Genomic DNA, 21079 nt, shown 5'->3' on the forward strand with positions numbered 1-21079 from the left:
CTTATTCCGTTAATGACGGATAACGCCAGTCATCTTCATCACTCTGCTGCTGATCGCTGACATCAACGGATAAGCCTGAACGTTTCCAGCGAATGAGCATTTCGTCTGTCATGTAGTGATAGCTGAGATCGAGATGCTTCAACTTCTTAATCTTGTCGCTGGCAAGCAGAGCCTCAGCCCCTTCATCCGACAATGTGCCTTGGGACAAGTCCAGCACTTCCAGTTGATCTACAATGGGAGCCTGTGCCACGGCTTTGGCGATATCATCCTGAATATCACTGTCTTTCAGGCCAAGGTACACAAGCTTGGGGAATCGTCTCTGTTCCAGCAACGGAAGCACATCTTCAAGTGAACCGTCGAAGCCGTAATCATCTACACCCAAGTACAATTCGAGCTTGCGTAGCTCAGGCAATTGAGCATTTGTAATGGAAGAGAGGACCTCCTGCGGAAGTCCACCACAGATAATGACCAACTCTTCAAGCTTGGCATGCTGCAAGGGTTCAAGGCTTAATCCACTACTGCCTTTTACCGTAAAGGACTTCAGTTCTGGAAAAGCCTTCAAAAGTGGGGTCAGATTGGTCTGAATAATCCAGGAGACCTCACACTCTTCAAAGCCCATATCTCCAATGAACAGCTTTTTTAATGACGGAAAACTTGGCGCCAATTCAATAAGAACATTCATGAATTCGTCCGGAGAACTCTCGTAAGCTTGTCCCCAGTCTCCAATGACCAGACTTTCCAATGAACCCGCATCGGGTTTGGCAGCCAATTCCCTGATCAAATTCTCCATACGGATACCGTTCTCATAGTCATCATAAGATATCGTAAGCTTCACTTCCTGCATTGGTTAATCCCTCCGATTGAGTTCATTCTTGATTCGTTAATTTGAATGTTACCCCATCCTGCACGGGGCTTGCAACTTCTTCCAACTCCGGTCCCACCAGGGTTCTCAAACGCGAAATTGCTGTACTTCACCAATTAGGAAAGAGAACACGCGTTCTTTTCTCAATCGTATCAAAAAGAGATTTCTGCTAGGTATATGGAAGGATAAAAATAAAAATTATCAACATATACCTTGGTTCTATACACTTCGATTCTGTGCAGATCTTGGTGATATCAAAAAAAGCGCTAATAGCCGGAGTCCATTCCACAATCTCCAGGAATGATACTCCTTCCATTAACGCCTTCATATTTGTTCAGGTTGTTATACCTGATTCATATGACTCCTGATGACCAGGATTCAGCCTTCAAGCCGGGATACAAGCGCTCGCAGTGCATGACCACGATGACTGATAGCCTGCTTTTGTTCCAGCGTAAGCTCAGCCATCGTCATCTCGTATTCAGGTACATAGAACAAAGGATCATACCCAAAGCCACCACCACCGGCAGCCTCGCTCGTAATCCAGCCTTCTGCTGTACCCTCCGCTTCAAACTTGTCCCCTGTTGTTGGATCATACAGAACCAGGGCACATACAAAGCGTGCCGGACTGAGCAGCGGCTGTTGTGTATCCTCACCGGATTTGATAGATTCCAGCGCTGCAAGCAGCTTGGCATTATTCAGGGCATCCGTTGCTCCTTCGCCAGCATATCTTGCCGAATACACACCCGGCTCCCCATCCAGCAGGTCCACACAAAGTCCTGAATCATCGGCCAGCACAGGAAGACCAAGTGCATCTCCTACCGCTTTTGCTTTCTTCCAGGCATTCTCGGCAAAGGTTACCCCGTCCTCCACGACATCCGGAAGTTCGGGGTAATCAAACATGCTTTTGACCTCTTTGCCAAGGGGTGCAAATGCATGGGCAAACTCTCTTACTTTACCTTGATTTCGGGTTGCAACAATGATGATTGGGCTGTCCAGATGCATCTTAGGCTTCTCCTAATCCACTAGCACCGATCTTGAGAGCAATCGGTCCAAGCACTTCTTTTTGCCGCTCAATCATCTCCAGGATTCCCTGCTCACCCAGTTCCAGCATGGCATTCAGCTCACGGCGGTCAAATGGGGCTTCTTCGCCTGTTCCTTGCAGCTCTACATATTTTCCGCCACCTGTCATGACCAGGTTCATGTCTACTTTTGCCTTGGAATCCTCATCATAATTCAGATCCAGAACAGGCTGTTCTCCGACTACACCTACACTCACAGCTGCAATGAAATCCGTGATGGGGAAGGTTTGCAGGCGGTGCTGTTGGGCAATTTTGTTCACAGCCAGTGCCAGAGCAACAAACGAGCCGGTAATGGATGTTGTACGAGTCCCTCCGTCTGCTTGAATGACGTCACAGTCCAGGGTAATGGTCCGCTCGCCGAGCGCCTGCAGGTTAACCACAGAGCGAAGTGCACGGCCGATCAGACGCTGGATTTCCATCGTACGTCCAGTCAGCTTTCCGCGGTTCGCTTCACGCTGATTCCGCGTATGTGTTGCACGGGGAAGCATGGAATATTCTGCGGTAACCCATCCCTTGCCTTGTCCTTTCATGAAAGGAGGAACGCGTTCCTCCACCGTTGCGGTACAGATAACCTTGGTATCCCCGACTTCAATCAGTACAGAACCTTCGGCGTATTTATTTGTGTTAATTGTTAAATTCATCGGCCGCAGCTGTTCGCTGGTTCGTCCGTTAGATCTCATCATTTCTGCCTCCTACGACTTAAGCATCCTGTAATTGTTGAACTGAGTCACACTTTACTAATCCTTTTTATTTTACCAAAGAGTTCTGTTAAAAGCATCTATCCGCCAAAGACTCTGTTACCCGTCCCCGATTTTGTCCCAATCCTAGATCGGAATTTCATTGATATACTCGGGCTTGGAGACCGGCGAACTATAATCCCGGTTATCGTCACCCATGACTGTTTTTTGGCCGTTCCACTCGATTTGAACCTTGGCATCCTTGCTCGCTGTATTTTCTGTCGTTGTCAATACGACCGACTGCAGCAGCTCGCTTGGCACCGCATCTCCTTCGACGAACATATCGTCTTTGAGTGCAACCGTAACGGTTCCATCCTCCGCCGTTTTGACGGATTGCAATTCGGTGCCGCCTGTCATGACCTCTTCCAGCTCACCACCCTTGGCTGGCCCTTTAATCAGCTCATTGAGCGCGGCTTGCACCCGGTCCGTACCTGGTGTGACCAGGCGCGTAACCGGAACATAATATTGAATGCCCGCAGGCGAAGCAGCTGAGAAATACACGGTGACTGGACTGCTGTTGGTGGTGAACGTGTCTCCCAAATCAAGATTGATACCTACCGCCCGATTCAGCGGTTCAGGAAGCGGAGTACTGTTTACCGGCATTTGAGTCAGCTTTTTGCCGTCCACCCAGATCTGCACGTTCTCCACATCCGGTGTACCTGTCAACGTCCACGTGACGGCTTCCAGCATTTTGCGCTCATCCTTGGCGTCGTATTTGGCAAAGTTACCTGAGAACTCCACGACTGCAAGCTTGTCGTCCGGATGAATGGTCACATTCTGTACCACCGTGCCTTGTGGAAGAACACCTTGGAATCCTTCAGGCAGCATTCCTGCATAAGCACCACCTGTTACTAGTGTATCCAATGCAGTCTTCGGACTACTAACGTCAGAACCTGCCGGAAGCGTCAGTGATACCGGAGCGAGCAATCCTTGCTGATCCTGCAAATAGACTGTTGTGAGCGGAAGGGTTGCGAGTGTCCCATTGCCCTCGGCTGCTTGAATCATAGCTGCCTCCTGGATGGGCGGCGGTGGATCGATAGCCTCGGATGACTGTGCATTAAACATGCCGCAGCCGGACAACACCATCGGAATGCTCAGCAGCGCTGCTGCTGATGCCGTACGCATATATCGGATCTTACTCATGATCACGTTCCCCCTCATCATTTTTACAGTTTGTACTACCATGTATACGAGCCTTCGTCCAAAAAATAACTACTTTTTAAACATGCCCTGATGCACCAAGCAAAAACAATATTGAAAGAAAGAAACACAAAACGGGTTAATACGTATTAGGAATCAAGTGTAGGGACATTGCTAACTTCAGAGGAGGAATCGCCCATGGAACATCCAGAACAAGAAAAAATCCCTTACAGCCTGAACAGCCGCAAAGTCGCGGACGCTACAAGGGAATGGCTGCACAAGCGGGGCGTCACGATCCCAGAGATCGCAGAACTGGTCATGTTATTGCAGAAAAAATACTATCCGGATCTTACGATGGAAGAATGTATTGATAACGTGGAGAAGGTTCTTCGCAAGCGGGAAGTGCAGAACGCCGTTCTGACAGGCATTCAGCTGGATCTGCTCGCAGAGCAGGGTCAACTCATTTCGCCTTTGCAGGAGATGATCGAGAATGATGAAGGGCTGTACGGCGTGGATGAGATTCTCGCATTCTCCATCGTCAATGTATACGGCAGCATCGGATTCACGAATTACGGTTATGTAGACAAGCTTAAGCCTGGTGTACTTGAACGGCTGAACGATAAAAGCCTGGGACCTGTACATACGTTTCTGGATGATATTGTCGGGGCCATAGCCTCGGCAGCAAGCAGCCGAATCGCGCACCGCAAACAGTCGGAGCTGGAAGAAGCGTTAGGTCAGAAACCGGTCAGTGATGATGTCGTTTAACCCACATTTGTCATACGGAAATGAGACATGTCCATAAAGGACGAGCTCATGGAAAAAGCGGCCCTTGGGCCGCTTCTTTTTCGTATACATCAGATGTTAACTCGCCTATTTTAACCGTTCCTGTCTCCCTGCTCCAACGAGTCCGTATGCTTCGCCCCAGAGGCGTTCCATGGCTGGCTGTGACTGTGAATGATTGGGTCCAATCGTGATTTGCGGTCCTTTGCGTTCACGCAGAAGCCCCCGCAGAACCGTAATGCCAAGGATGGACAAGCCGGTAAAGACGTACATTAAACGCATCAGTACATTCCCCGAATCGGAACCTGTAATCATGCCATGCACCAGCAAACCGATAAATGCAGGATAGGACAGCATGTGGAACATAAACCACCATTTGCGGCCCAGTTTGTTACGCAGATCACTGGAGAGCAGCACGATCAGCAAGGCGTAAAAGGACAAGGTCCCAAGTCCGCTTCCAACAGGATGGACTGAGGCACTAAATGGAATAAGCAGTTCACTCCAGGTAAACGGACTGTAATGATCGATATACAGAGTTAGTGCATGCAGTATACCAAGTCCAAAGGCAAGCCAGGTCGTCCGGGTATGCCACTGGAACATGGTGGCTTTGGGTTTGCCTTTGGCAGCAGGCATCCCTTGGGCTATTCCCAGAAAGACGCCAGCAAAGAGCAGCAGATAAGCAGCTATCCCGCTAATACGAATAATATTCCACGTCGGTACATGATCAACAATCCATTGTGCCATAGCCATGCTCCCCCATATCTGATAGACTTATCGTACCATCACTTTGCGTTAATATAAAAAACTAGATGCAGGATACTCATCTTTAAATAAGGCTGAAGCAGTGATCCGGTTCAAAGCCTGGCCACCGCTCTTCGAGTGCATCCATATCCCCTCTGAACCAGAATTTAGCTTCCCTGGTCATCCATAAAACATCATGCAGGTCATAGTGCCTGTTCAGCCAGCCCATCGCTTCAGCACTTCCCAGGATACAGACGGTCTTCGCGATAATCTCGCATTGCGAGACATGCTGGCCTAGGGCGGTGCATTGCACCACATCTGTATCAGCCGGCTTCATTGTCCGCGGGTCAATCAAATGATGGGACAGACTTCCATCCGTCTGCTGCCACTGTCTTCGTGCAATTCCTGAAGTCGCAACTGCACCTGAGTGTAACTGAATGCTTCCTGTCAGATTGCGTTTATCCAGCAAAGGGTCCTTGATATACACAGTCCATGCAGAAGACTCAGGCGTACCCCACATCTGAATATCTCCTCCCGCATTAATCATGCCTGCAGGAATGTGAAGTGTGCGCTGCAGCCAATCCGCAATGCGTTCCGTTGCCCAGCCTTTCACAATACCGCCCAGGTCCAGTTCAACCCCGGGATACAGATGTACCATCCGGCTGCCCTCTCTGTGCATCCATCCTGGACAGGTATAATCGCGCTCTTCTTCCGGAATTAATGCGGCAACCAAGGTTGAGGTATGCAGAAGGGACTGCGTTATGCTGCGCTCATTCTGCCCGATCTGCTCGAAGCTGACATCATATCCCTGTTGCCGAAGGGCTTTTGAAATGCCCGGTTGAAAAATCCCTTCCGTCTGGCCTATATATCCGTATGCCAAACTCAATACCTCATCCATGGCAGCGGAAACTGGCATCCATCCCACCGATCGATTCAGACGATTCAATTCACTATTGGATATAAACCGACTGAAGCGCTGCTCTTGCGTTTCAAACCAGTTTTTCACAAGCGCTGCTGCATGCTCAGCTTCTTCACGTCCGGCGGTTACCAGCTGAACCTCCACATCCGTATTCATTGCACGAAATCTGAACTTAAACGGACGCGTGGTCTCCGCAGCGCGGCTCATGATGCACCTGTGCGTGACTGGTAACTGCCACTGCCGGTTCCTGAGTCAGATACCCGATCAGACTGACTGAAATCCCTGCTATAGGATCTGCTGCGGTCGCCATGTTCCTCTTCCTGGTTCTGGACAAAGCTGCCTGCCCATTCATCCATTACATCGTCACGGGTATTCGAATGACTTGCAGGTAAGCTATCGGTATCTGTTCCATTGGCTGCCGCATATGCAACATCAAAGGCATCAGAGGATCTTACATATTGAAAGAGTGCAGCCACCGTTAATGTTGCCATCGCTGAGGCTTGCCATTTTCTCCATTGATTTCGTTTCTTTCTGTTCATCGCTCTTCCCTACTTTCTCTAGCGAAGTTCATGCACTTATCTTATGGGCCCTGGATTAAAAGCAGATGAATGAACCGTTAAGAAAGGCTAAAGCTTTCCATTTCCTCCGATTCCATATACACAAAATAGGCCCTGAACGGGAGATGTTCTCCCATTACAGAGCCTTAGCCTTATGAATGATTGCTTTTCCTATTTTCTAATGAACTCCGTTATGCTTTTTTGAAAAAAAATGATCCATCCACTCTCTGTTCCTGCACAATATGCCCCCGCCGGATCAACTCCCGAAGATGAGCGAGTGTTTCACTCATGGCAAAGCGCAGCTGATGTGTGCCCAACCGATCACCAAACAAGGAAACACAAACGTCATACCCGTTCGACGGGTGCAGAGTAATATGTTCATCCATCTTCTGAAGCCGTTCCTCATGATGAGCGAGCAGATGAGAGGTTCGGTCTGTAAAATGGCTGAATGGATTTCGATGCCCCGGATATGCCTTCTCGACATCCAAACTCCCTAGACGGTGCAGCCCCTGAAGATAAGATAACAATGGCTGGTCATCACTTCCCGGCTGCAAGCTGATATTGGGCGAAATCTGTGGCAGTACGGCATCGCCGCACAACATTTCACTGGATTCTGGTGCATAAAAGGATAGATGCCCTGGGGCATGTCCACCTGTCTCGATGGCTACCCACCTTTTGCCGCCCATATCCAGCCACTCCCCATCTTCAATGAACGTCACATCCGGCAAGGGGGTGATCTGAGAGACGAATCCCTTCATATGTTCAGCAATTTGTATGGTCTTCTCATCCGGCATTCCATGTTGGCGATAGTATTCAGGCAGTACCACATCAATGGTTGCACTCGGGCCCCACATGTAATCTGCCTCTTGACGCGACCTGGCAGACATGCGTACAGGCGCGCCTGACTTCTGCTGCATCCAGCCTGACAAGCCGAGATGATCGGGATGATGGTGGGTCAACACTATTTGACCAATGTCCTGAAAAGACAATCCCAGATTGGTTAGAGCTTCCTGCCATTCCTGTTCTGTTCCCTGGTTGCGCGGGCCTGGATCAACCACGGTTATCCTTCCATCAGCATCATGGAGCACGTAACTGTTCACCCATCGCAGCGGGAAAGACATCGTGATCTGAAGCCGATGCATGCCCTCTGGCATGCTGATTGCTTCCGTTCGTTTCATTTTCTTCTCCTCCCTGCTGTTCTTACTCTACAGGCCGATGACCAACAAAAATCATGCGCGGGGAATGCTGCTCATCATATTGCTCCTCGTCATACCCTCCATGAACCTGATCTACCACAAGCCCTGCCTCCTGCAGCAGCTCACTTAATTGTTCACGGGTGTATAGCTTGACCCGTTCCTCATGAATCCGGGGTTTCTGACTGGACCCTGAATCGGTAATGTGAATTTCCTTCTGCACAAATCCGTTCTTGATCTGGCGAAACTCCTCAATACGATGCCCTTCCGTCTCTCGTTTGGAATGCGGAACCAAATGACGGGTTACGTAAGCCGTATTCATAAAATCAATAATGTAGCTGCCGCCAGGCTTCAGCATATGACGGATGCCCTGAAGCACCTTGAGCTGCTCACCATCCTCACGAAAATAGCCGAACGATGTAAACAGGTTGACTACCGCATCAAATCCACCTTGGAGCGGCAGATTACGCATGTCGGCATGAACCCATTCCACCCGATTCTCGGTGTCCATCTCCCGCGCTTCACGCAGAAGCACATCCGACAGGTCAATCCCGGTGACCCGGAAGCCTGCGTCTGCCAGAGCCAAGGAATGCCGTCCCATACCGCAGCATAGATCCAGAACCCGTGCCTGCGGCTCAAGTTTTAACCAATTGATCATTTTATGTACTTCTTCATATGCTCCCTGCACATCCCTGTGCTTGTATACGAGAAGGTAGTCTTCTCCAAAGCTCTCTTCATACCATTCCGTCATTCGTATCGCCCTCCACATGGTCAATGGCCCTGTTCTCTCTGTAACGTACTTGATATAGGGCTGATCATACCTAAGCTTGTAGTCATTGTATCTTCTTTATTCTTCAAACTCAAAGATTTCCAGCGGCTCCCGTTCATTGAACGGCCTGAATTTGCCCTATATAATGTTAAACATAGTCACGTGCCCGCAAACCGGTTAACTATATATAAGCTTTTCTAAAGGTTTACCTGACGACTGGTATATAGTCCGACCATCCAGAGGCATACATGCTTGAATCGCCATTGGACTACATAGAGACAGAAACAGCAGGAGGTGTTACTTATGATTCATATTGGACTCACAGGATGGGGAGATCATGATGATCTGTATCCCGATCGTACCAAAGCCAAGGACAAGCTGCGTTTATATGGACAGTACTTTTCAACCGTAGAGGTCGACAGTTCCTTCTATGCTGTTCAGCCTCGGGACCGGATGGCACGCTGGGCAGCTGAAACACCGGATGACTTTTCGTTTATCGTCAAAGCATATCAGGGGATGACCGGGCATCTAAGGGGCAAACCTTATTTCACCAGTACCTCAGACATGTACAAGGCTTTTCGGGAGTCATTGGAGCCGGTAATGGAAGCCGGCAAAATGCGGGCAGCCCTGTTCCAATATCCGCCGTGGTTTGACTGTAATCGTGATAACGTTAACGAGCTGCGTGAGGTGAAATTACGAATGGAAGGCATTCCGTGTGCGCTCGAGTTTCGCCATCGCAGTTGGTACGAGGATAACATGCTTGAGCGGACACTTGCTTTTCTGCGGGAACAAGGCTGGATTCACAGTGTCTGTGACGAGCCGCAGGCGGGCCCAGGCTCCATACCAATTGTACCGCAGGCGACGGATTCGGAGATGACGCTCGTGCGGATGCACGGACGCAATGTGTCAGGCTGGCACCAGAACGGTGCACCCAACTGGCGGGAGACCCGTTACTTGTATCGGTACAACAAGGAAGAGTTGATGGAATGGAAAGGATATCTGGAACAGCTGCATGAGCAGAGTAAGGATGTCTATGTGATTTTCAATAACAATTCGGGTGGCGATGCAGCAGCCAATGCGCAAATGATGATGGAACTGCTGGATATTCCGATCCGACCATTTCCAGATCGTACACCTGACGAGGAAGAGGATGGGCCTGAGCAGCTGGAGCTATTTTAAAAAATCTGGGCACAACCATTATATGCAATGACATATCGATTGGAGGTAAAATTATTTTAGATTACCGAGGTCGCTCTGTTCTAAAATATAGGTTCTAACTACTGTATTTCCATCAAAAACATAAATCCTTTCACAACTATTACATCTCCAAACATCATACCGAGGGAATGGTATCGATATAGGATCAATGAAGTCACCTTGATTAATAATGTCGTCCCATTCCTTATCTGTGTATACTGTCAACTCAACATCATTTGGGGCCTTTGAATTGGATAGCGTTACGCCACATTTACACTGAAATCGAGCCATATTTTGATCCCCCTGATCTCTAAACATGTTCTTCGTAAGAAATGGACTCAAGTAATGGACCAAATACTGGAACTAATTTAGTCATATACCAGTTTATATCCGTTATTTTGTTGTAACTCTCTACATTAAGGATTCTTCGATTAATATCAGGACTCATAATTATGGTACCATTCTCTCTAACTAAAAATGTCCCCCCTATGTTTGTATCTCTCCAAGTCATAACCACTCCGATTAACTCTTTTTGATTATCTTTTTCGGCTAATATCTTAAACAGTTCTTCTAAAGGAATACATTCATGCTGCCAATCAAAGTCATCTACATCCCCAACCGGCAGAAAAGTTACTTTTCCATGATCGTTATATGACCAGCCGAATTCTTCAAGTTTTTGGAGAATAATCATTCTCGCGACTGGCTTTGATAAAGCTATCTCAAAAGAGGATGAATTAGACATGCGGATCCCCCCAAATTAATGATTTGTGCTCTCTGGAACCATTCTCTTTATATTGAGCCCCAGCCTCTTTAGAACTTTCACAAAATATAATTACGCAGTAAACTACATGTTTATATAGTATTTTAATAAATCATGACGTAGCTCATTAATTAGTTGATCTTCACCTAATGAAATAGGATAGACGTCACCATCCTCAAACATATTCTTTATCGCCTCATCGTAACTAGTTGCGAATTCCAGGACATAAGAGTTCAGTCCTTTAACAAGGGTTATTTTGTAATAGAAACCTGAGTGAAATAACAATGTGCTGCCATTTACAATAGCCTTTTCAAAGTTCAACTCTTGAAATAAAGCACTCATCTTCTTCTGTAGTTCTATAAAAAAACCTCCTTCTACTATTCAAGCCGCTAAGTCCAGGGTAAATAGGTAATTCTACATATATTCTGTGAGCTTATAATCAAATCCCCTCTATTCATTTCAAAAATTCACATAGCTGATTGTTTAATAGTTGAGAAAGAAAAAGGCTATTTTAGGAAATCCCTAAAATAGCCTCCACCCACTCTGAAGCTTATGTTATCTCCTAAGCCTTCTGCATCGTACCCTCTTCTTCAGTAATCTCCATCCCGCTGAGCTGCTGGTTCATTTTATGCACTTCAATCCCTGCCAGGAGTACAATGCCGATCCCGTGAGTATCGTTCAGAATCCAGCCCAGATCGTCCCGATAGTAGAGCGCGGTAAAGGAATAACCCGACCCGCGGCATACGCCATATATATTGCCTTTGTAGTCAATGGACAGCCTTGTCATGCCTTCCCATCCTTTGAGGACAGCTTTCAGATATGGCGCAGGTGTCTCAAGCCATCCCTCGCGAATTCCACGGGCATAAGCGTAGATGAACATCGACGTGCATGAGGTTTCCTCATAGGAGTCCGGACGGTTCAGCACCTGATGCCACAGGCCATTTTCCCCTTGCAGCGCCAAATATCCCTGACACAGATCACGGTAGAAGCTCAGCAATTCCGAACGCCTTGCATGATTCTGAGGCAGAATGCTTAATAGCTCGGTCAGGGAGAAGAGAACCCAACCGTTTCCACGCCCCCATGGAATGCCTGTTGCCCGCCCACGCACAAAATCATACACATGCGACATGATCTGCTGCTCAGGAATATAGAGATATTGACGGAATAACAGGAACTGGTTAACAGCATCATCCCAATACGCCGTATTGCCCGTCAGCTGACCATAACGCATCAGGAATGGTGTGCTCATGTACAGATCATCACACCACATCGTTTCGTGACGCATCTCTCCGCTTCCGCGAACACGATAAAAGGCTCCATCCTCCAGCCGTTCCTGCTCATCCGTAATATAACGGGCAATGCGATCTGCCGTATCTCGGCCCCCGCGAATGTCTCCCAGTTCCATCGCAGCCAGCAGTGTTGATCCAAACGAACCACAATCATCCAGACTGTCGATTGCTGACAACTGGTTGTTAATTCCTGCTGCACCGTAGGTTTCACGGTCCCATAGACCGTAACGGTCGAACGAAGTACTTAGGCCGATATGCTCTCGAACATACTGGATGTAATCGTCACGTTTCAGCTCCTGTCCGATAAGCAGAAGTCCAAGCAGCGTAACCCCTAAAGGATAATTCCATTTTCCGTAATGTGTATTTTCGAGATATGGGCGAACGCTCGTATTCGGCTGATCCACATGCCAATAGACTCCTTTCGATCCATCATCAAAAACAGTATCGGTCACGACAATATCTGTGGGTGAAGGTGCGGAACCCGGAGCAAATTTCCCGGTATACAGCCATACATCTGAACTGCCGGCAACCGGATGCGGAGAGCTCAATCTCCAGCCATCTGAACCCGAGTCCCCGGGCGATTCCAGCGTGAACCCCCAATGGGCCTCCCCGGCCTTGGTTTCCCCTCGTACGACCAGATCGGATAATCCATACCGACGCGGCAGTTCCACGCGATAAGGTCCACTTTTGTCTGAGGTATATACTTCCTTACCGTCCAGGTACAATTGAAGGGCACCTACATGCTGACCTTGCAATACTACAGGAGATGATCCCGGCAATGTTACATCCAGCTTGGTCCACGCGTAGGCCACGGCTGGTTGTTCTGTACCAAAGATCCTCGCGAAAGTGCCGACCTCTCGCTCTTCTTCTGTCCATTCTCTTCGTGGATACCAGGAAAGCCCCGTTTCTTCTTCCGTCATTCCATCATGGGGAATCGAAGTTACAGGTTCATCAAGAGGTTCGGAATACAGCCAGCCTTCCTGACCTTGCCGATCCACTCCCGGAGTGAGGAAATGAAGCGGGAAATTCTTGAAGGAAGCGGTACCATAAATGCCGCCGAAACCAACCTCTGTTTTGACAAAACAAAGCAAGACGTCATTCCAGCCGGCCTTTACGGGAATTGGAATCTGTGTTCTTCGCTCTGGGAATAGCTCCTGCAGCAGCTCGGATTTGAAAGCCTCTTCCCCGTTGACATAAATCGTTACTGGACTGTAGCAGTTCAGGCCTGTGTTCAGCGTAGTCTCCTGCTGACTCCATAACTTGCCCCATACGTATACGTACTGCCCTGTACTCGCTTCTGGCCACTTGTCGTCCAGGTTCAGACCGTAACGGTAATCCCCCAGTCTGCGGAAACCTCCACGGTGGTAGGCCCGGAACAAAAAAGAATGTTTGGGATGATCGCCGATATAACGCTGGGCTACCGTCGTCAGAATATCCGGAATTGAATGATGGACCTTACCTGCAATCGACTCGTTTGCATGAAAATAGCGAATGATCATCAGCCCCTTCCCTATACCTTGATTCGTTCGGTTAAACGCAATGTCTCCCCTGCACGCACTTCAATGACCTGCTGATCTGCCGTGAACCAGACGGATATGGCTGACGGATTATGGATGATGGACCGGTCCGCTGAACATTCCAGTCGTTTGACCGCTTTCCAATAGGAAATGATCTCGATATTCGTTGCATACCATATATCGTCCCTGCCGCCGATCTGCTCGCCAAACTGCTCAATGATCTCCCAATTATCATTATCATTGAATTCATAACTGTGTCCCCAAACATAGAGCAGGAGCGGTGTACCCGTTTTGGAATGCTGGATAAAACGCTCGGCATGCGCTGCCAGGTCATTTATATGATGACAGGTCGGGTGCCATTCAAGCGGGCGTTCAGGCAGCGTATATCTGCCGTGGGATTCAACCGTCCGGGCATAGTCCAGGCCTAACCATTCCAGTTTGGTGCTTAGTGCGCGATCAAATCCTCCATTGGGATAGGCCATTCCCCTCACCGGATAACCAACAAGCTGCTCCAGTGCTCGGCGATCTTCCATGATTTCTTCGTTCAACAGCTCATCCGGTACATATGGCAATGTAGGATGAGTAACCGTGTGCACAGCCACTTCATGCCCAGCGTACAGTTCAGCGACTTCCTCCGGTTCAATTCGCCCCGGTTTCCCGAGCGTACCGGAGTTCAGATTGAAAGTACCTCGCAGTCCATAACGATTAAAAATATGAACCAGCCTCCGGTCGTGGACCACACCATCATCATAACTAAGCGTCAGTGCCTTCATCATACCACCAGGATATCGATCAAACTGAATGCGATGTCCCATCTTGGACCTCCTCCTTACCCTGTTCTTCCACCGTTTCGTTCACCTCAAAATATCGAAAAACGCCTTGGCCTCCACGATTCGCAGATCGCGTGTTTAGAGCAAAAACCCCCATCTTCGCACCAACCCAGAGAGCGGTTGTTGCCCTAAACGGTGCACCAATGGGCTGAAAGTCTTCTCCGTCCTTACTCCAGCTAAACTGGCAGCGAGCAGGTTCCTCAAGCGAAAAGCGGAGATGAATGGTCCAACCGGTTTCCGGTGAACCATGCTCACTCCAATCCAGTCCGGTTTCTTCCGATTCATCCGCATGCAAATGGTTGTCAGGCTGTTTGGCTCCGCGGAGCAGGGACAATCTGACTGCTCCAGTGTCCGTCTGAGACAGACTCAGGCAAGCATAATCATCACCAAATACAATGAACCCCGCTCGGTCTCCCTCCCGTTTCGGCAAGAAGGTCAGCTTGGTTGTTGCTTCAAAGGCGGAGGCAGGAAGCTTCTGCATAAGCAGCTGCGGTACGCCGAATAGGGATTGTATGCCTTCCGGGTAAGGATGCATATGTAGTACAAGTCCCTTGTCCGGAACAACCTCTGCCCATTCGGGACGGGAGTTGGCCTGCCATTGCCACTGAACCCCTATGCGATCATTTTGGAAATCATCTGAAACATCAGGCACAGTAATCGGGTAGGCAGCACCCACATCCGGTTTGATGTACACATCCACAGGCTCACCTGTTCCATTTCCTTCACGATCTACGCCAATGACAGGCCATCCGTCTTCGTTCCACTTCATCGGCTGAAGATGAACGATTCGGCCATACGCATCCCGATCCTGAAAATGAATGAACCATGACTCTCCTGATTCCAGTTCCACGTATCCCCCCTGATGAGGACCATTAACATTGGAAGCTCCCTGATGCATAACGATCCGGTCCTCATAAGGACCAAACACCTGCTCGGAACGCAAAACGGTTTGCCATCCAGGCTTCACACCCCCGGCAGGGGCAAAAATGTAGTAGTACCCGTCCCGCTTATAAAACTTCGGCCCCTCAATCGTAGGGTGTTGGGCTGTACCGTCAAAAACAATCTGCCCTTCATCCAGGAGCCTGCTTCCATCCGGAGCCATACGGCACACCTTAATCTTGCTTTTTATGCCTGTGCGACTCTTAGCAAAGGCGTGCACCAAATAGGCTTGACCATCTTCATCCCATAATGGGCAAGGATCAATCCAGCCCTTCACCTCATGGACCAGATGAAGAGGCGACCATTCGCCCTCGGGGTGATCTGCCGTTGTCATGAAGATGCCTTCATCCGGCGTGCTGAAGAAAATCCAGTACTTCCCGTCATGATACCGGATGCTTGGTGCCCATACTCCCTTGCCATGAAGCGGTACATCATACCCTTCCAGATCTAGCCGCTGAATGGCGTACTGCACCAGTTTCCAGTTCACCAGATCCTTCGAATGCAAAATGGGCAGCCCGGGTATGTGCGAGAAACTTGAAGCGGTCATATAAAAATCTTCGCCGACACGAATGACGTCAGGGTCAGAATAATCAGCATGCAGTATGGGGTTGCGATACGTCCCGTCTCCCTGATCTGCGACCCAGATGGGTGCCATTTTTTCCTGTCCTGATTGGGTTGTACTCATATGCTCCTCCTTCACATTTCCAAATTTATTCTTCAACTAATCCAATACCAGTCTCATGCAAACTATGGCTATCCGAATCAAAATAGGTACCTTCGAGCAGACCAATCAACGTATTGGTGATGCGTACTTCGATCTCGTTGTCTCCTGAACGGAGCCAGGACGTTTCTCCACTCCAGCGATACGGAGACCAGCATCGCACGCCAAGGCTGTGACCGTTGACCAGAACCTCCGCCACATCCTGCACAAGCCATTCACTGAATTCGAGTTCAAAGGATTCGGCATCCGCGTCAGGCTGATCCAGCCAAAAGCTGCGTTTATAGCTCATCTCTCCTGCATAATACGGGTACAGCGGCTGCGGCTCAGGCGTGATCCGAATGGCTGTATCGGGCTCACGGACCAAAGAGACCATCCCTTCGTGATGAAACTCCACGCCAAACCGTCCCTGCAAATACAGCGGATCGAGAATTCCTTCCTCATCCTTCGTGACCTGTACCGTAATCGTTATTTCATTCAAGCCTGTGCGCAGCCACTCATTGATATCACAGCTAATGTTGGTATAATCTGTGATCTCAACGGACTCAAATTGATCAGGCCCAATCGTTTTGCCATTGATTTCCATGATCCATGCCCCTGCAATGGCTGCTCGATCCATAAATATGCTGCACTCGGGCAAAGCCGTTCCCAGTTCAAAAGCTGTGGTGTACCGACATTGAATCGGATAGGCAATTGTCGCTTTCTTCGGCGTGCCAAATACCTGATTAAACTGAACAGGCAGGTGATGATGCCCCGACAATTCAGCCGCTTGATCGATAAAAGGCTTCACGCCTGCATGCTTGTTTTCCAAGATCACGCCATTGTCATTCGTTGCCGTAAGACGGAACTGTCCAATTCGAAGGGTATTGGGCTGAATGGCCTCCAGTCGCCATGGCCCTTCTACAGGTAAAATAATGGGGGCAGATGGCAGATGTACAGCATCAGGCTTGAATGGTGCAGCCACTTCAGTCTGACCGGTGTTACCCGGTATATCCTCAGAAGATTTTGCTTGCAGAGTCAGCCGCACAGCGTGTGCTTCATACCCGGCAAACCCGAGTGAAATACACCATTCACCTCCGCTGCTGGTCAGCGGCAAGACTTCCCGTTCTCCTGTCTCCAGATTAAGCCGCTCTGCCAGCACACGTTTATCCGATGAGACATCCGTACTGCTCCATAACCGCTTGGCAACGACCTTCAATTGTCCCTTTAATTGCCGCCCCTCCTGGTTGGACAGGAACACCATATATTCACCATCCGATAATTGACGGGTCTGCATTAACAAGGAAGCACTCTCTTCCTCCATAATCCAACAGATAGGCTCTGGCAGCACCTGGTCCAGCAGCAGCGAGATTAATTCAAGAGTTGAATCATCCCCCTGACCTGCACCAACCGGAAGGAAGTAGGCTTCTCCCTCCCCTTGCTGCCACATTAATTCACTGCTGCCTTGCCTGATCTCCCCGGCATGACCCCAATACTCTTCCTCGGGTTTATCCCCTGCACCGAAGAAGTTCGCTGCTTCATTGCCTACTGGGCTTCCTTCCTGAATTGCGATGTACGGAGGCAGTCCGACTGATATGACGGTTCCTCCCTGCTCAGCAAAACGTCTAACCTGCTTCCAGGCATCCGCCTCCAGGTTCAGCATCGGCGGAAGGATAAGTACTTCGTACCTGGCAGCACCAATCCGAATCGTTCCACCCGCAAGTTCGGCTTCGGCGAGCAGCTCAGGGTCCAGATGGTCATAGTCACGTCTGTTCTCTAGCAAATGCACACCAATTCGCATCCAATCATTCGTAAGCCGCTCCAGTCTCGCCCGTTCGGCTTCATCTTCACCGCTGTATTCAAACCCATGCAGAGGATTGCCCATCAGGCTCCAGAATGTGGTCGTCGGATCGAGAACGGCAATCCGAATATCGGCTGCCCCCGTGCTCATGAGATAACTTATTCGTCCCGTGTAATCTCCAAGCTGACGAAAATGCTTCCAGTATGGATTCTGCAGAAACTGGGATGGCGGTGCATCATGCTTCGTTAACCCGCCAATCGTATAGAAAAAAGCGTGGAAATTATAGAAATTCGTGCCCATGGCAGCCATCCGGTCAATCATCCATTTCGCATCCTGCAGCGTCATTGACCAGCCCACACTATGAAAGCACTCGATCAAATTGCGGCTGCGTCCCAGCTGTCTGGCCAGGGAGCTGACCATCTTCGGATTATCACGCATTCTTTTGCCGTACCGTTCCAGAATCCAGGATAAGGGGCGCCCAATCTTCTCATGTGCGGAGTCTCCCCCGGGCATATGGCTGAACAACTGAGTCGTCATTCGTACCCCTGGAACCTCTGCGGCATACTGGATTCCCGCATCCTCGCACCAGTCATGCACCTGCTGATGGTATGACTCCCTGAGAAGCAGATGCAGCGATTGATAATAGTCATACCGAATACGGGCTGAGTCCGGAACATCGCCGTATAACAGGGCAGGAAGCGAATCAATCAGACTGTATCCACAGCGTTCGCGGAAATATGCAGGCAGCTGAGGAGACCAGGGAATACGTCCGAGCGGTGCAATTTCATCAGAGAACATGCCTTTGATAACGCTGTCAAAATGAGTTCCAACAGCCGCCGCATATCGGTCATGAGTAAGTTCAATAAAACGGCTCATCGCTTCCCTGTGGCACGGGTCAACAAAATTGCCGTAATATTTGAAATCGTCCATCTCCACTTCCTGAAACAGGACTACATCCCAATTACCTGCCGGGGGGTCCCACACCAGGCGGAAAGCCGTGCGATATGTAAAAAATCGCTTGCGATTATAAGACGTCAGACCCGTCTCCTGATAGACCTGATCGGTCTGGATATTGCCGATGCTATGCCGTAAATCAATCGACTCATCCCATAACCGATTACCCTCTGTGTCTCTTGGAACGGCTTTGGCAACCAGAATTCGTCCCCATGGCAACTCATGACTCGCAGCTTCTCCGCCCTGCACATGCAGCTGATAATGCACAAGCTGGCGCTGCTTGGCTTCAGGGAAATCCAGGGTGACCTCACCACCTGCCATGCCGCTAGGATAGGGGTATTCGTCATACAGCCATACTTCCATGCCGCAGGTCTCGGCTGCTTCCACCGCAATCCGAACCTTATCAAACCAAGCATCCGACAGATAGGGGATCTGCAGCCCCTGACGCGGACAAATGAAAAAACCGCCCACACCCTGTGATGACATTTCATTCACTTGCCGTTTGATCTGCTCTTCCTCCATATCCCCATTCCAAAACCAGAAGGGATGAATCCGGTACTGCGCGGCGGGATTCGCAAATGCCTCCCCGTTCCACATGTCGCTTTCCTCCCTGTTAAAAAAGAATTTTTTTCTTCCATTATGGTTCATTTATGTTCATGTACGTTTGTTTGGCTAAGATTATACCTTAAAATAAGCGGTTAGGGAGCCTGTAAATACAAAATGTTTTAAAAAATTGATATAGATGGAAATGCCCGACAGCTTCTGTTGTACTTACGTACGGCTGCCGGGCTCTGGATTTTCACTACTTCAATGCAGCGTACAATTCATTGACTTCCTTCACGTACTCATCACCGCCGCTGCTTTTCCACAGTGCGATTGCATCCTGGAATCCCTTCTCATCAATCTGTCCCACGATGAATTTGATACGGGCATCGTTGATAATGTTATCCAGCTGGGGCCCTTTCTGTGCATAAACGTCAGAGATCAACGGCTCTCCTGGATTGGGAACAACGATCTCCTCGTTGGCCTTTTGTACCTCTGCCACCTTCTCACGAACCGGCGTCGGTTCAACCCGGAAGGCGCGGTCTTCCGGAAGGAACATCAATATTTGGTTCAGACCCTGCAGATCTCGCAGTGCAAGCTTGTCGGTGGTCGGAACAACATATTCCCCTTTTTTCTCATATTGCTTGCCTTCCAGGCCATTGGACAACAGTGCCTGAAGTTCCGGTTCGTTTAATTGATCCAGGAATGCGAGCACCTTTTTCAGATCTTCTTCCGTTTTCACACCACTTTTGGAGACGGCGATCATACCGGAGTAACCTGAGGTTGGCATGTCACGCAGCCCTTTCGGTCCTTCCACCGCCTGAAGCACATCCACCCGTCCTGTGGCCGATGGGTCCTTCTCCAGAATTTTTTGCTCCATCCGCTGTGCGTTATCCGCTACATCAATCATGACACCCGCCTGCCCGTTGACAAACGGATCAGGCAGCTTGGTCGCATCCATCACGGCAAAGTCCTTGTTCACCAACCCTTCGCTGTAAATCTGACGAAAAAACTTCAGTGCCTCCATATACTCGGGTGTTTCGTGTGCAGGAATCAAATTACCGCTGCCATCATCGCCCCATTTGTTGGGTGCACCAAACCAGATTTGCATGTTGTCCCACGGTCCGTTAAATTTGCTCGCTACCAAACCGTACGTATCATCCTTGCCGTTGCCATCCGGATCATCTGTAGTGAATGCTTTCAGCACATTATAAAGATCGTCCAGATTTTTGGGTGCTTCCAGACCCAGATTTTCCAGCCAATCCTTCCGGATCGTAATTCCGTTACGTCCCAGCGGCCTTCCCCGGTAGATGCCGTAGGTTTTTCCGTCAATGGAGGCATTGTTCGTAATAATTTCGTTCATCTGGCTCAAGTTCGGGTAGTCTTTCAGATAAGGCCCCAGCTCCCAGAAAGCCCCGGTACGTGCAGCGTTAATGAAGCTTGGGGATTTGCCGAGCACGACCATCACGTCGGGCAGCTTGCCCGAAGCCAGAGTAATGTTGAATTTATCCTCATAAGAGCTGCTCGGTACCCATTGCAGATTCACATCCACTTTGGTTAATTCCTCAAGTTTCTGGATGACCGGACTGTTTTCAGGCGGATTTTCCGCTTCAAAGTTCGGAAGCATGATGGTAATTTGATCGGTTCCACCTGAAGCCGCTTCGCCCGTATCGTTGGTTTTGTCCGTGGAGCAAGCTCCCAGAACCGTGCTCAGTAACAATGTTGCCGAAAGTACAAGTGCTGTTTTTTTGATTCCCGCTTTCTGTCCCATACGT

General features: G+C 49.3%; 18 protein-coding genes. 2 read left to right on the top strand and 16 right to left on the bottom strand.

The features are described 5' to 3' along the window. Window position 1: 1 nt before the first annotated feature. The 4 genes from MHB82_RS24130 to MHB82_RS24145 form a co-directional block, all read right to left on the bottom strand. Window positions 2-844: an STM4015 family protein gene (locus MHB82_RS24130; protein WP_341176041.1), complete on the bottom strand. Its 843-nt coding sequence runs from the start codon at window positions 842-844 to the stop codon at window positions 2-4. A gap of 396 nt (window positions 845-1240) precedes the next feature. Then, the gene (locus MHB82_RS24135) at window positions 1241-1864 is read right to left on the bottom strand and encodes an XTP/dITP diphosphatase (protein ID WP_110756372.1); all 624 of its coding nucleotides are present in this window, start codon (window positions 1862-1864) and stop codon (window positions 1241-1243) included. Window position 1865: 1 nt separating this feature from the next. Continuing rightward, complete coding sequence (rph, locus tag MHB82_RS24140; protein ID WP_095293274.1) at window positions 1866-2624, bottom strand: ribonuclease PH; 759 nt, start codon at window positions 2622-2624, stop codon at window positions 1866-1868. Window positions 2625-2765: 141 nt separating this feature from the next. Then, on the bottom strand, window positions 2766-3821 hold the full coding sequence (locus MHB82_RS24145; protein WP_095361379.1) for a GerMN domain-containing protein: 1056 nt from the start codon (window positions 3819-3821) through the stop codon (window positions 2766-2768). Window positions 3822-4016: 195 nt separating this feature from the next. Between MHB82_RS24145 and MHB82_RS24150 the strand changes: the two genes are divergently transcribed. Further along, on the top strand, window positions 4017-4583 hold the full coding sequence (locus tag MHB82_RS24150; RefSeq protein ID WP_095361378.1) for a phosphatidylglycerophosphatase A family protein: 567 nt from the start codon (window positions 4017-4019) through the stop codon (window positions 4581-4583). Window positions 4584-4688: 105 nt separating this feature from the next. On the opposite strand, the gene MHB82_RS24155 is transcribed toward MHB82_RS24150, so the two are convergent. The 5 genes from MHB82_RS24155 to MHB82_RS24175 all read right to left on the bottom strand — a co-directional run bounded on the left by MHB82_RS24155 (window position 4689) and on the right by MHB82_RS24175 (window position 8759). Next, on the bottom strand, window positions 4689-5342 hold the full coding sequence (locus MHB82_RS24155) for a ferric reductase-like transmembrane domain-containing protein (protein WP_341176042.1): 654 nt from the start codon (window positions 5340-5342) through the stop codon (window positions 4689-4691). An 82-nt stretch (window positions 5343-5424) separates the two neighbouring features. Next, on the bottom strand, window positions 5425-6465 hold the full coding sequence (locus tag MHB82_RS24160) for an FAD:protein FMN transferase (RefSeq protein WP_341176043.1): 1041 nt from the start codon (window positions 6463-6465) through the stop codon (window positions 5425-5427). Continuing rightward, window positions 6462-6797, bottom strand: coding sequence for a hypothetical protein (locus MHB82_RS24165; RefSeq protein WP_341176044.1), 336 nt, complete (start codon window positions 6795-6797; stop codon window positions 6462-6464). Before MHB82_RS24165 ends, MHB82_RS24160 begins: the two co-directional genes overlap by 4 nt. Before the next feature lie 209 nt (window positions 6798-7006). After that, a complete protein-coding gene (locus MHB82_RS24170; RefSeq protein ID WP_341176045.1) occupies window positions 7007-7993 on the bottom strand; it encodes an MBL fold metallo-hydrolase in 987 nt (328 codons plus the stop codon). 22 nt (window positions 7994-8015) lie between these two features. Beyond that, the gene (locus tag MHB82_RS24175) at window positions 8016-8759 is read right to left on the bottom strand and encodes a class I SAM-dependent methyltransferase (RefSeq protein WP_341176046.1); all 744 of its coding nucleotides are present in this window, start codon (window positions 8757-8759) and stop codon (window positions 8016-8018) included. A 321-nt stretch (window positions 8760-9080) separates the two neighbouring features. Here MHB82_RS24175 and MHB82_RS24180 point away from each other — a divergent pair, with 321 nt between their 5' ends. Beyond that, entirely contained in the window at window positions 9081-9956 is an 876-nt protein-coding gene (locus MHB82_RS24180) for a DUF72 domain-containing protein (RefSeq protein ID WP_341176047.1), read from the top strand. A gap of 328 nt (window positions 9957-10284) precedes the next feature. On the opposite strand, the gene MHB82_RS24185 is transcribed toward MHB82_RS24180, so the two are convergent. From MHB82_RS24185 to MHB82_RS24215, 7 genes are all read right to left on the bottom strand, one after another. Continuing rightward, window positions 10285-10716 carry a hypothetical protein gene (locus MHB82_RS24185; RefSeq protein ID WP_341176048.1) on the bottom strand — a complete coding sequence of 144 codons (432 nt, stop codon included), beginning with the start codon at window positions 10714-10716 and terminating at the stop codon, window positions 10285-10287. A gap of 102 nt (window positions 10717-10818) precedes the next feature. Next, window positions 10819-11076: a hypothetical protein gene (locus MHB82_RS24190; protein WP_341176049.1), complete on the bottom strand. Its 258-nt coding sequence runs from the start codon at window positions 11074-11076 to the stop codon at window positions 10819-10821. A gap of 220 nt (window positions 11077-11296) precedes the next feature. Next, window positions 11297-13522: a glycoside hydrolase family 88/105 protein gene (locus MHB82_RS24195; RefSeq protein ID WP_341176050.1), complete on the bottom strand. Its 2226-nt coding sequence runs from the start codon at window positions 13520-13522 to the stop codon at window positions 11297-11299. An 11-nt stretch (window positions 13523-13533) separates the two neighbouring features. Then, window positions 13534-14355: a polysaccharide deacetylase family protein gene (locus MHB82_RS24200; protein ID WP_341176051.1), complete on the bottom strand. Its 822-nt coding sequence runs from the start codon at window positions 14353-14355 to the stop codon at window positions 13534-13536. Continuing rightward, a complete protein-coding gene (locus MHB82_RS24205) occupies window positions 14333-15994 on the bottom strand; it encodes a glycoside hydrolase family 43 protein (RefSeq protein WP_341176052.1) in 1662 nt (553 codons plus the stop codon). Before MHB82_RS24205 ends, MHB82_RS24200 begins: the two co-directional genes overlap by 23 nt. A 25-nt stretch (window positions 15995-16019) precedes the next feature. Beyond that, window positions 16020-19358: a glycosyl hydrolase gene (locus MHB82_RS24210; protein ID WP_341176053.1), complete on the bottom strand. Its 3339-nt coding sequence runs from the start codon at window positions 19356-19358 to the stop codon at window positions 16020-16022. Window positions 19359-19563: 205 nt separating this feature from the next. Further along, window positions 19564-21075: an extracellular solute-binding protein gene (locus MHB82_RS24215; protein WP_341176054.1), complete on the bottom strand. Its 1512-nt coding sequence runs from the start codon at window positions 21073-21075 to the stop codon at window positions 19564-19566. Window positions 21076-21079: the final 4 nt, after the last annotated feature.

This window comes from Paenibacillus sp. FSL K6-2862 (assembly GCF_038005125.1).
Lineage (GTDB): Bacteria > Bacillota > Bacilli > Paenibacillales > Paenibacillaceae > Paenibacillus > Paenibacillus illinoisensis_A.